Raw genomic sequence first — 12,055 nt, forward strand, 5'->3', positions numbered from 1 at the left:
CGCTTTCCTCTTTCAGAGTCAATCCTTAATTTCAGGATTTTTCACTCTCATCGCCGCCGTTACTCTGTGATGTTGTTCACATGTTCCGTGTCGATGGAGGCGCATTATAGGGAGTTCTCCCGGCGCTGCAACACTAAAATGACAGAAAAATGACTGACTGCTGCATTCCACAGCAAAACCCCGCCTTATACCCTTTTGCACACAGACTTATCCACAATCCGGATTTGAACTTAAAATTCGCGAGCGCGACGCAAACGTTTTCGCTACAATGCACCGCGATAAAATGGACACCCCCGATGGGGGCGTTAGCTGAGTTTTCGTCTCTTCTTTTCCTTAATTTCCCTTTTCTGCGCCGCCAGAACTAAGGTGAAGACTAAAATTCAGCTAACGCTCTTCTATATGCGAACCAAAGCCAAGGGATAAAACCATGTCACAACGTCGTCCTGTACGCCGCGCACTGCTCAGTGTTTCTGACAAAGCCGGTATCGTCGAATTCGCTCAGGCCCTCTCCCAACGTGGAGTGGAGCTGCTGTCCACCGGCGGAACCGCCCGCCTGCTGGCAGAAGCAAACCTGCCGGTAACCGAAGTCTCCGACTACACCGGTTTCCCGGAGATGATGGACGGACGCGTCAAAACGCTGCACCCGAAAGTTCACGGCGGCATTCTGGGCCGTCGCGGTCAGGACGACGCCATCATGGCGGAGCACGCCATCTCTCCTATTGATATGGTCGTCGTTAACCTTTATCCATTTGCCCAGACCGTTGCCCGCGAAGGATGCTCTTTAGAAGATGCGGTTGAGAACATCGATATTGGCGGGCCAACCATGGTTCGCTCCGCAGCCAAGAACCATAAAGATGTGGCGATCGTAGTAAAGAGCAGCGACTACCAGGCGATCGTTGCCGAGCTGGACGCGAACGAAGGATCCCTGACGCTGGAAACCCGTTTCGATCTGGCGATCAAAGCATTCGAACACACTGCGGCCTACGACAGTATGATCGCTAACTACTTCGGTAGCCTGGTCCCGGCCTATCACGGCGAAAGCAAAGATCCTGCCGGGCGATTCCCACGCACGCTGAACCTGAACTTCATTAAGAAGCAGGATATGCGTTATGGCGAAAACAGCCACCAGCAGGCCGCCTTCTATATAGAAGAAGAAATCAAAGAAGCATCCGTGGCAACCGCTGCCCAAGTTCAGGGCAAAGCACTCTCCTATAACAACATCGCGGATACCGATGCGGCGCTGGAATGCGTGAAAGAGTTCGACGAACCAGCCTGCGTTATCGTTAAACACGCCAACCCTTGCGGCGTGGCCGTCAGCGGTTCCGTACTCGAAGCCTACAACCTGGCTTATAAAACCGATCCAACCTCTGCCTTCGGCGGCATCATCGCTTTCAACCGTGAGCTGGATGCAGAAACCGCACAGGCCATTATTTCTCGCCAGTTCGTCGAGGTCATTATCGCCCCTTCCGCTAGCGAAGAAGCGCTGAAGATCACCGCGGCCAAACAGAACGTTCGCGTCCTGGTTTGCGGCCAGTGGCAGAAACGCACGGCTGGCCTCGATTTCAAACGCGTCAATGGCGGCCTACTGGTTCAGGATCGTGATTTAGGTATGGTGACAGCAGGCGATCTGCGCGTAGTGACTAAACGTCAGCCGACCGAGCAAGAACTGCATGACGCGCTGTTCTGCTGGAAAGTGGCGAAGTTCGTTAAATCCAACGCCATTGTTTATGCCCGTGACAATATGACCATCGGCATAGGCGCAGGCCAGATGAGCCGCGTCTACTCCGCAAAAATTGCCGGTATCAAAGCCAGCGATGAAGGCCTGGAAGTAAAAGGTTCTGCTATGGCTTCTGATGCTTTCTTCCCGTTCCGCGATGGGATTGATGCCGCCGCCGAAGCTGGCGTGAGCTGTGTGATCCAGCCGGGCGGTTCTATTCGTGATGATGAAGTCATTGCCGCCGCCGACGAGCATGGGATCGCAATGATCTTCACCGATATGCGCCACTTCCGCCATTAATTACCGGAGCGTTTATAGATGAAAGTTTTAGTTATTGGTAATGGCGGGCGCGAGCATGCGCTGGCCTGGAAAGCGGCTCAGTCCCCTTTAGTACGTACTGTATTTGTTGCACCAGGTAACGCAGGTACCGCGCTGGAGCCAGCGCTGCAGAACGTTGCTATCAGCGCGACAGATATTCCAGCTTTGCTTAGCTTTGCGCAGAACGAAAACATCGACTTAACCATCGTCGGCCCGGAAGCGCCGCTGGTGATTGGCGTGGTGGATGCCTTCCGCGCCGCTGGCCTGAAAATCTTCGGGCCTACCGAAGGGGCTGCACAGCTGGAAGGCTCGAAGGCTTTTACCAAAGACTTCCTGGCTCGCCACAACATCCCGACGGCGGAATACCAAAACTTTACCGAAGTTGAGCCTGCGCTGGCTTACCTCCGCGAGAAAGGCGCGCCCATCGTAATTAAGGCCGACGGCCTGGCCGCGGGTAAAGGCGTTATTGTGGCGATGACGCTGGAAGAAGCGGAAGCTGCCGTCAATGACATGCTGGCGGGGAACGCGTTTGGCGATGCAGGCCACCGCATTGTTATTGAAGAGTTCCTCGATGGCGAAGAAGCCAGCTTTATTGTGATGGTAGATGGCGAGCATGTTCTGCCGATGGCCACCAGCCAGGATCATAAACGCGTTGGCGACGGCGATACTGGCCCGAACACCGGCGGTATGGGCGCTTACTCTCCCGCTCCGGTTGTGACTGACGAAGTGCATCAGCGCACCATGGAACGCGTGATTTGGCCAACCGTGCGCGGTATGGCTGCCGAAGGGAATACCTACACGGGCTTCCTGTATGCCGGGTTGATGATCGACAAGCAGGGTAACCCGAAGGTGATTGAGTTCAACTGCCGCTTCGGCGATCCGGAAACTCAGCCCATCATGCTGCGTATGCAGTCAGATCTGGTCGAGCTGTGCCTCGCCGCCTGTGACGGCAAACTGGATGAGAAAGACTCCAAGTGGGACGAACGTCCGGCCCTAGGCATCGTGCTGGCGGCGGGCGGTTATCCGGCCGACTATCGTAACGGCGACGTTATCCACGGTCTGCCACTGGAAGAAGTAGCCGACGGCAAGGTTTTCCACGCCGGGACTAAGCTCAGCGAAGATGACCGTGTGCTCACCAACGGCGGGCGCGTATTATGCGTGACTGCGTTGGGCGAAACGGTAGCCAAAGCGCAACAGCGCGCGCTGGAGCTGAAAAAAGAGATTCATTGGGAAGGCAGTTTCAGCCGCTCGGATATCGGTTATCGTGCCATTGCGCGTGAAAACGCGAAGTAATCTCGACAGTACACACTAAACCGCCCGCGTGGCGGTTTTTTTATACCTAGAAATCGCCAGGCTTAGGCTGCCAACTGCAGAAGTTCTGGTTCGCCACCAGCAGCAGCTGTGAACCTTCCGGGGCTTCAAGCCAGGCAATACTGACGTCAAGGGAGGAGTTGCTCTGACGGCGCGCTATATGGCTCAGGGAGGCGCTATCAAGCTTTGGCGATAATGTTTCGCCTTCGCAGGTCGTTACCGTGCCGTTCTGGTGCCAACGCCCCTGGCGCAGCACAACGTGGCCGATGCGCAGCGCTTCGCTAGTCTCACGAATACGATTGGCGTTGAACTGGTACAAAGCCACCTGATCGTTAGAAAGCTGCTGCTTCTGGCTATTCACTTCCCGCTGCATAAAGCTCAGGTCGCCGTGGTCGTCAAAGCGGACTTTGACATGCTCCGGCTGCTTGCCCTGAATATTGAGTTCGATAAAGGTCAGTTTGTCGCCCTGCCAGCGGTATTCCCCGGTGGTGGTGGCGCCGTGCTGCCACGGGCTAAACGCGGTAAGGATATGGGTAGATTCATCGGCGTTGTCTTTTCGCCAGATGCGCACCACGCCCTGGTCGGCAACATAGCCGGTAGCGGTAAAAGGAGGGAGTTTGTTACTGCTGCATGCCGTGAGCACCAGAACACCCGCCAGCGCCAGCAGCGGACGCCAGACGGACAAAAGGGGCGTAAACGCCCCTCTGTTAAAACTGTTCACTGACACGCGTTAACTTACTTAACCGCGTCTTTCAGTGCTTTACCAGAAACAAATGCCGGCACGTTAGCAGCAGCAATTTTGATTTCTTTACCGGTCTGCGGGTTGCGGCCAGTGCGCTCAGCACGGTGGTTCACTTTGAAGGTACCGAAACCAACCAGTTGTACAGCATCACCTTCTTTCAGAGACTCAGTAATTGCAGCCAGAGTGGATTCCAGAGCAGCTTTAGCCTGTGCTTTAGACAGGTCAGCCTTGTCAGCAATTACATCAATCAGTTGAGTCTTGTTCATAAGTTATCCTTACAATGTGTTTATCGCTTGCTAAGCATCGAGTGCGACGGAAATGCCTAAAAAGCACTCTCCTGCATACACGCACCGATAGCCACTTTTATTCGCCCCACAAATGTAGACCAGACGGGGGGTTAATTGGAAGCCTCCAGGGAGGACAAATCAGACTGTATGTCACGTTTTACTGTCTTACTGCTGCAAATTTATACCGATATTACTGATGCCGGCCTCACGGAGGTCAGCACGAAGCCCTTTAATGAGCTCAATATCGCGTTCTTCGCAGTCCGCCAGCAGCCGGAAAATCTCCCACTGAATGTCCCATTCTTCTTCTACCGCCGGGTTTGCTCTCAACTCCTCGTCGGTCATTTCACGACCGGCCTGAGTCATTTCCAGCATCGCCACCGAAGTGATTGAACATTTACTGACTTCGATTGCGTGCTCCAGCGTTTCACCCGAGAGACGCGAGTGAATAAGCTCACTCAACGCCACGCACGCGTCAATCGCCGGATAGACACCGTAAATATCATAGTCGTCAGCCGCGGGAATTGCCTCTTCAAGTTTCTCTAACTGACTATCAAAGTTCACTTTGGCGTCTTTCACCGTTTGGGTTTCCCAAACCAGGTCCAGGATCTTGCGATAAAGCTGAGGATCGCCAAAGCCAGTTTGCTGGCAAAACATGGCGTAGTTCGGGTACATACGCTCGCACAAAGAAGCCATAAAGGTGACGTGCTGCCAGCTTTCCAGCTTCTCCAGGCGTAAATGAATAGGGTTCTGTAACATGACGATGTCTCAAAGACGGAAAATTAGCGGCAGTTTACCTGAATCACCTGCCGATTGCTTGCAGGCGCTTAAAAGCCGGGCGCCCGGATGCAACGGCATCGGCCCAACGGGTTGGCTCCGGCAAACGGTAGCCGGCCATGCAACGCTCCACCCACTTTAATGCGCCGTCGAGGCTTATGCGGTGCCCGGTAGAAATAAACAAAGGATTACAGCGTTTTTTACTGCGCCAGACCCAGGCCAGCTGCTCGCCTTTGTCCATCAACGGCGCACGAGCGTCGGGCTCGTCCCCCAGCGGTTCAAACTTCCCGCACAGCCGCTTTTTCGCCACGCCAATCGTCGGCACATCCACCAGCAGCCCAAAATGGCTGGCAACCCCTAAACGACGGGGATGCGAGATGCCGTGTCCGTCCACAAACACCAAATCGGGCTTCTGCGAAAGCATCCCCCACGCCTCAAGCAGCGCGGGATATTCGCGGAAGGATAAAAAGCCGGGAATATAAGGCATGGTGGTGGCAATTCTTGCCACCTGATATTCAACCAACTCAAGAGACGGGTAGCTCAACAAAACGATGGCCGCGCGGGTGACGTCTCCGCCTTGTTCAAATCCCACATCGGCCCCGGCGATCAACCGCGGCGGATCCTGCTCAAGGCGATCTTCTCGGATCACCTTTGAGGCCAGATCCAGCTGTTGCTCTCGCAGTAAGGTGAGATCCATCTCTTGCCACCTTAAGCCCGGTGGTATTGCGCGGACAGGCGATGCACAGCTTCCACAAAGACGCCAGCATGCTCTGGCGGAACGTCCTGGTGAATACCATGCCCAAGGTTGAAGACGTGCCCTTCTCCCTGCCCGAAACCAGCCAAAATGGTGGCAACTTCTTCTTCGATACGTGCAGGCTGAGCGTAAAGCATGGAGGGGTCCATGTTGCCCTGCAGCGCGACTTTATGGCCTACGCGACGACGTGCATCTGCAATGTCCGTTGTCCAATCGAGGCCCAGTGCGTCGCAGCCGGTTTCCGCCATCGCTTCAAGCCACTGCCCGCCGCCTTTGGTGAACAGCGTCACCGGTACACGGCGGCCATCGTTTTCACGCAGCAGGCCATCGACAATTTTGTGCATGTAGTAGAGCGAGAATTCTTTGTAATCTCGCCCGCTCAGCACGCCACCCCAGGTGTCAAAGATCATTACCGACTGCGCGCCCGCACGAATTTGCGCATTCAGGTACAGCGTCACGCTCTGCGCCAGCTTATCCAGCAGCAGGTGCAGCGCTTTCGGGTCGGCAAACATCATTTTCTTAATCACGGTGAAGGCTTTGCTGCTGCCGCCTTCCACCATATAAGTGGCCAGCGTCCACGGGCTGCCGGAGAAGCCAATCAGCGGCACTTCGCCCTTCAGTTCACGGCGAATGGTGCGCACCGCGTTCATCACGTATGCCAGCTCGCCTTCCGGATCGGGAATCGGCAGCTTTTGAACGTCGGCCAGGCTTTGAATCGGGGAGCTAAAGCGCGGGCCTTCCCCCGCTTCAAAGTACAGCCCAAGCCCCATCGCATCCGGGATGGTCAGAATGTCCGAAAAGAGGATCGCCGCATCCAGCGCGTAACGGCGCAATGGTTGCAGAGTGACTTCGCAGGCCAACTCGGCGTTTTTGCACAGCGACATAAAGTCACCCGCCTGAGCGCGCGTCGCCTTATATTCCGGTAGATAACGCCCTGCCTGGCGCATCATCCACACCGGGGTGACATCTACCGGCAAGCGCTGCAGAGCGCGCAGGTAACGATCGTTCTTCAGTTCAGTCATGTTTACCTTTCCTTTAGCTGTATCGCCGCAGTCTATCATTCATAGTCCGCGCGACACAGGGCGACGGTATCTTCAATTAAGCGGCGCGCCACGGTGCCCGGCGGCGGTAACAGCGGCAGTTGGTCATAGCGATACCAGCCCGCATCCAGCAGTTCTTTCGGGTCAATATTGATTTCACCGCTGTGATAATCCGCCATAAATGCGGTCATCAGCGACTGCGGGAACGGCCAGGGCTGGGAAGTCACGTAGCGCAGGTTTTTCACCTGAATGCTGCTCTCTTCCATGACTTCGCGAGCCACCGCCTGCTCCAGCGTTTCGCCCACTTCGACAAACCCGGCCAGCACGGTGTAGACGCCGTTGCGGTGGCGCGTGTGCTGAGCCAGCAAGATATGATCATCCTTACGAATAGCGACAATAATGCAGGGGGCAATTTGCGGGTAATAGCGTTCCCGGCAGTGCCCGCAGAGCATTGCCCATTCGCTTTTGCTGAAGTGCATTTCATGGCCGCAGTAACCGCAATACTTATGCGAGCGATAAAACTCAGCCAGTTGAACGCCTCGTCCGGCCAGTTGGAACAGGCCCACATCGCGATCAAGGAGCTGACGCAGCGAGCCCATATCCGAGCGGCGGTTTTCACGAATCAGCCAGACGGGCTCACCTTCCCACTCACCGATATCCAGGGCACGGCTGCCTACGAGTTGAAATTCTTCCGCGCTGCCGTGAGGTAAGTCACCCTGCGGCAACCATATTTTTTGCTCATGGCTGACTATCCACCAACCATGATCTAAGTTTTGAATAACACGTTCCATAACCTGGTGCACATCCCCGTGTTCACTGATATAAACAATTAGTTTTTACTTTTTTGGGTTAGTTTGCGTTCAATCTTTTAACTCACGGAGTCTCAATCATGCTGAACCAGTTAGCCAATCTGACTGAGCGCGTTGGTGGTAGTAATGAGTTAGTTGACCATTGGCTGCAGGCCCGTAAGCACCTGCTGGTCGCCTATTACAACATGGTCGGGATCAAGCCTAACAAGGAATCGCACACCGCGCTCGACGAAAAAGCGTTAGACAATTTTTGCCACGGCCTGGTGGATTACCTCTCTTCCGGTCATTTCAGTATCTACGAGCGAATCATCAGCAACCTGGAAGGCAGCAGCCCGCTGCTAAGCGCAGCCCAGCTCTACCCTCAGTTGGAAGCCAACACCCAGCAAATCATGGACCTCTACGATTCCCATCTGGAAAACGCCATCGACCGCGACAGCTGGGTCGAGTTTCAGCAGGCGCTGTCAGAGATTGGCGAATGCCTGGAGTCCCGCTTCACCCTTGAAGATAAACTAGTCCTCCTGGCTATTGATAACAACCTCGACGGCAGCGCCAGCGATCCTGCCGGGCTGGCAAGTCCAGCTTGAGTTGTTAGCTATTAACGAGTAATTTACAACTTTCCCACCGCAAGGTGGGATCATTCTTGTCGGAGTGCCGAGTGCGTTAAGCACCGGCTGAGACCGTTAATTCGGGATCCGCGGAACCTGATCAGGTTAGAACCTGCGAAGGGAACAAGAGTAATTCTATCTTTGGGTACACCCGTTCTCGGGCGGCCCATATCCATTACTCCTTCCGTTGTCCTGACAAGCCATATCCTGACTAAACCTGGAATGTGCTATGTCTGCATCTGAAAACAAACCAGGCCGCCGCGAACAACGCGCCGCCGCCCAACACTTTATCAATACGCTTGAAGGCACCGCCTTCCCTAACTCCCGACGCATCTATCTGACCGGGTCACGTGAAGATATACGTATCCCGATGCGCGAAATCCAGCTCAGCCCAACGCTCACCGGCAGGAGCAAAGATGCCCCGCAATATCAGCCGAACGACGCGGTTCCCGTCTACGATACCTCCGGCCCCTATGGCGATCCCGACATCGCCATAAACGTGTTAAATGGGCTAAATCCCCTACGCAGCGCCTGGATTGCCGACCGGCGTGACAGCGAAGCACTGGATGAACGCAGCTCCGCTTACACAAAAGCGCGTCTTGCCGACGACGGCCTGGACGAATTACGCTTTGAAACTCGGTCCAAACCTCGCCGGGCAATAGCCGGACAGTGTGTCACCCAGTTACATTACGCCCGCAAAGGCCTTGTCACCCCAGAGATGGAATTCATCGCCATTCGCGAAAATATGGGGCGCGAGCGTATTCGTGATGCCGTCCTGCGCCACCAGCATCCCGGCGAAGGGTTTGGGGCCCGCCTGCCGGAAAACATCACGCCGGAGTTTGTCCGCGATGAAGTCGCCGCCGGGCGAGCGATTATTCCTGCCAATATCAACCACCCGGAATCAGAGCCGATGATTATCGGCCGCAATTTCCTGGTAAAGGTCAATGCCAATATCGGCAACTCGGCAGTCACGTCTTCTATTGAAGAGGAGGTGGAGAAGCTGGTGTGGGCCACTCGCTGGGGGGCAGACACGGTGATGGACCTCTCCACCGGCCGCTACATTCATGAAACGCGGGAATGGATCCTGCGCAACAGCCCGGTGCCCATCGGCACGGTGCCCATCTACCAGGCGCTGGAGAAGGCGAACGGTATCGCCGAAGACCTGAGCTGGGAGATGTTCCGCGACACGCTGCTGGAGCAGGCAGAGCAAGGCGTGGATTACTTCACCATTCACGCCGGAGTGCTGCTTCGCTACGTCCCGATGACCGCGCAGCGCCTGACTGGGATCGTGTCGCGCGGCGGATCGATTATGGCGAAGTGGTGCCTGTCCCATCATCAGGAAAACTTCCTGTATCAGAACTTCCGTGAAATCTGCGAAATTTGCGCCGCCTATGATGTTTCCCTTTCCCTGGGCGATGGCTTACGCCCCGGTTCCATTCAGGATGCCAACGACGAAGCACAGTTTGCCGAACTGCATACGCTGGGCGAGTTGACCAAAATTGCCTGGGAGTACGACGTCCAGGTGATGATTGAAGGCCCGGGGCATGTGCCGATGCAGATGATTCGCCGCAACATGACCGAAGAACTGGAGCATTGTCACGAAGCGCCTTTCTATACCCTTGGCCCGCTCACAACCGATATCGCACCGGGCTATGACCACTTCACCTCCGGCATTGGTGCCGCCATGATGGGCTGGTTTGGCTGCGCGATGCTTTGCTACGTCACCCCGAAGGAGCACCTCGGCCTGCCGAACAAAGAGGATGTTAAGCAGGGACTAATTACCTACAAAATTGCCGCTCACGCCGCGGACCTGGCCAAAGGGCATCCCGGCGCACAAATACGCGACAACGCGATGTCCAAAGCACGCTTTGAATTCCGCTGGGAAGATCAATTCAACCTGGCGCTCGACCCGTTCACCGCCCGCGCTTACCACGATGAAACGTTGCCGCAGGAATCCGGCAAAGTCGCGCATTTCTGTTCCATGTGCGGCCCTAAGTTTTGCTCCATGAAAATCACCCAGGAAGTGCGCGATTACGCCGCAAAACAGGCGAGAGATGCTGGCATGGAAGATATGTCCCAGCACTTTCGCGCCCGGGGCGGCGAAATTTATCTCAGACAAGAGGAAGCATAATGTCCAGACTCACTTTCCCTGCCACCTCCCGCCGACTGGGCCTTTATCCGGTCGTCGACAGCGTGGAATGGATCGAACGTCTCCTCGGGGCAGGCGTCAAGACCATCCAGCTCCGCATTAAAGACAAACGCGATGCCGACGTTGAAGCCGACGTCATCGCAGCCATTGCGCTGGGCGAACGCTACAACGCTCGCTTGTTCATTAACGATTACTGGCGACTGGCCATCAAACACGGTGCCTACGGCGTACACCTCGGCCAGGAAGATATGGATGTCGCCAACCTGGCGGCGATAAGCGAAGCCGGACTGCGTCTGGGGCTTTCAACCCACGACAACATGGAAATGGATCGCGCCTTAAGCGCAAACCCGTCCTACATCGCGCTGGGCCATGTCTTCCCTACCCAAACTAAGCAGATGCCCTCTTCCCCTCAAGGGCTGAATAAGCTGGCAGAACATATTCAGACGCTGGGTGATTACTCCACCGTTGCCATCGGCGGAATAAGCATCGATCGCGTACCTGCCGTCTTAGCCACCGGCGTGGGCAGCGTCGCCGTCGTCAGCGCCATTACGCAGGCACCCGACTGGCGCATCGCCACGGCGAAGCTACTCGACCTGGCAGGCACTGGCGATGAATGACGCGGATTTTATGCGCTATAGCCGCCAGCTACTGCTGGAAGACGTGGCGATTGAAGGGCAGGAAAAACTGCTGTCCAGCACGGCGCTGGTCGTCGGTCTGGGCGGCTTAGGTTCACCTGCCGCGCTGTATCTCGCCGCCGCTGGCGTAGGCAAGCTTATCGTAGCGGACGATGACAGGGTGCATATCAGCAATCTCCAGCGCCAGATCCTGTTCACCTCAGAAGATATTGAGCGCCCGAAATCTTCCGCAGCCCACCAGCATCTGCAGCGCCTGAACCCAGGAGTGAAAATTGTTCCGCTGGCAGAAAGGCTAACGGGGGCTTCGCTGACAGAAGCCGTGCGCGAGGCCGACGTGGTGCTGGACTGCAGCGACAATATGGCAACCCGCCAGGCGGTAAACGCCGCCTGCGTGGCCGGGAATACGCCACTTATCACCGCCAGCGCCGTCGGTTTTGGCGGCCAGATGATGGTCCTGACACCGCCCTGGGAACATGGCTGCTACCGCTGCGTCTGGCCTGACGAGAGTGAACCCGAACGCAACTGCCGCACCTCCGGCGTCATCGGCCCGGTCGTGGGCGTGATGGGTACTCTTCAGGCGCTGGAGGCCATTAAATTACTTACCGGCATGACGCCTGCTGCTGGCGCTTTGCGCCTGTTTGACGCCCGGCAACATAGCTGGCGCACTCTGGCGATGCAAAAATCAGCCACCTGCCCGGTCTGCGGAGGTCGCGATGCGCATTCAGTTTAACGATGAATATCTGGAATGTACGGCCGGTCTGACGCTCGCAGCCCTTCTGGCCCAGCTTGATCAGGGCAAAGTTGGCGCAGCACTGGCCGTTAATCAAACTATCATCCCGCGTGAACAGTGGAGCAATTATCTGCTGCGCGAGGGCGATACCATTCTGCTGTTTCAGGCAATTGCCGGGGGCTGA

13 protein-coding genes and 1 riboswitch are annotated in these 12,055 nt (G+C 56.0%); of the genes, 7 read left to right on the forward strand and 6 right to left on the reverse strand.

All coding sequences use genetic code 11. The annotated features are described in order from the left end of the window. Nucleotides 1–427: 427 nt before the first annotated feature. Entirely contained in the window at nt 428–2,017 is a 1,590-nt protein-coding gene (gene purH, locus ACR6JA_RS12500) for a bifunctional phosphoribosylaminoimidazolecarboxamide formyltransferase/IMP cyclohydrolase (RefSeq protein WP_213717000.1), read from the forward strand. 18 nt (nt 2,018–2,035) lie between these two features. Next, nucleotides 2,036–3,328 (forward strand): phosphoribosylamine--glycine ligase, encoded by a 1,293-nt coding sequence (gene purD, locus ACR6JA_RS12505; RefSeq protein ID WP_166879778.1) that lies wholly within the window; start codon nt 2,036–2,038, stop codon nt 3,326–3,328. Nucleotides 3,329–3,374: 46 nt separating this feature from the next. On the opposite strand, the gene ACR6JA_RS12510 is transcribed toward purD, so the two are convergent. The 6 genes from ACR6JA_RS12510 to nudC all read right to left on the reverse strand — a co-directional run bounded on the left by ACR6JA_RS12510 (nt 3,375) and on the right by nudC (nt 7,734). Continuing rightward, nucleotides 3,375–4,067 (reverse strand): DUF1481 domain-containing protein, encoded by a 693-nt coding sequence (locus ACR6JA_RS12510; RefSeq protein WP_213717002.1) that lies wholly within the window; start codon nt 4,065–4,067, stop codon nt 3,375–3,377. A 14-nt stretch (nt 4,068–4,081) separates the two neighbouring features. After that, complete coding sequence (gene hupA, locus ACR6JA_RS12515) at nt 4,082–4,354, reverse strand: nucleoid-associated protein HU-alpha (protein ID WP_002884342.1); 273 nt, start codon at nt 4,352–4,354, stop codon at nt 4,082–4,084. Between the two features lie 186 nt (nt 4,355–4,540). Continuing rightward, entirely contained in the window at nt 4,541–5,131 is a 591-nt protein-coding gene (locus ACR6JA_RS12520; protein ID WP_008460165.1) for a YjaG family protein, read from the reverse strand. 43 nt (nt 5,132–5,174) lie between these two features. Continuing rightward, the gene (gene nfi, locus ACR6JA_RS12525; RefSeq protein WP_213717004.1) at nt 5,175–5,846 is read right to left on the reverse strand and encodes a deoxyribonuclease V; all 672 of its coding nucleotides are present in this window, start codon (nt 5,844–5,846) and stop codon (nt 5,175–5,177) included. Between the two features lie 11 nt (nt 5,847–5,857). Continuing rightward, the gene (hemE, locus tag ACR6JA_RS12530; protein ID WP_039289270.1) at nt 5,858–6,925 is read right to left on the reverse strand and encodes a uroporphyrinogen decarboxylase; all 1,068 of its coding nucleotides are present in this window, start codon (nt 6,923–6,925) and stop codon (nt 5,858–5,860) included. 35 nt (nt 6,926–6,960) lie between these two features. Then, the gene (gene nudC / locus ACR6JA_RS12535) at nt 6,961–7,734 is read right to left on the reverse strand and encodes an NAD(+) diphosphatase (RefSeq protein ID WP_213717006.1); all 774 of its coding nucleotides are present in this window, start codon (nt 7,732–7,734) and stop codon (nt 6,961–6,963) included. A gap of 98 nt (nt 7,735–7,832) precedes the next feature. On the opposite strand from nudC, the gene ACR6JA_RS12540 reads away from it, so the two are divergent. From ACR6JA_RS12540 to thiS, 5 genes are all read left to right on the forward strand, one after another. Then, nucleotides 7,833–8,336, forward strand: coding sequence for an Rsd/AlgQ family anti-sigma factor (locus ACR6JA_RS12540; RefSeq protein ID WP_008460161.1), 504 nt, complete (start codon nt 7,833–7,835; stop codon nt 8,334–8,336). Nucleotides 8,337–8,386: 50 nt separating this feature from the next. Next, nucleotides 8,387–8,497: riboswitch (TPP riboswitch) on the forward strand. Between the two features lie 89 nt (nt 8,498–8,586). Beyond that, nucleotides 8,587–10,488, forward strand: coding sequence for a phosphomethylpyrimidine synthase ThiC (thiC, locus tag ACR6JA_RS12545; protein WP_494494413.1), 1,902 nt, complete (start codon nt 8,587–8,589; stop codon nt 10,486–10,488). Beyond that, on the forward strand, nt 10,488–11,123 hold the full coding sequence (gene thiE / locus ACR6JA_RS12550) for a thiamine phosphate synthase (RefSeq protein ID WP_213717010.1): 636 nt from the start codon (nt 10,488–10,490) through the stop codon (nt 11,121–11,123). Before thiC ends, thiE begins: the two co-directional genes overlap by 1 nt. Continuing rightward, nucleotides 11,116–11,871 carry a HesA/MoeB/ThiF family protein gene (locus ACR6JA_RS12555; protein WP_213717012.1) on the forward strand — a complete coding sequence of 252 codons (756 nt, stop codon included), beginning with the start codon at nt 11,116–11,118 and terminating at the stop codon, nt 11,869–11,871. The genes thiE and ACR6JA_RS12555 overlap by 8 nt, the downstream gene beginning before the upstream one ends. Continuing rightward, nucleotides 11,855–12,055, forward strand: a complete 201-nt coding sequence (thiS, locus tag ACR6JA_RS12560) for a sulfur carrier protein ThiS (protein ID WP_166879763.1) — start codon at nt 11,855–11,857, stop codon at nt 12,053–12,055. The genes ACR6JA_RS12555 and thiS overlap by 17 nt, the downstream gene beginning before the upstream one ends.

The organism is Cedecea sp. B1(4), from assembly GCF_059414925.1.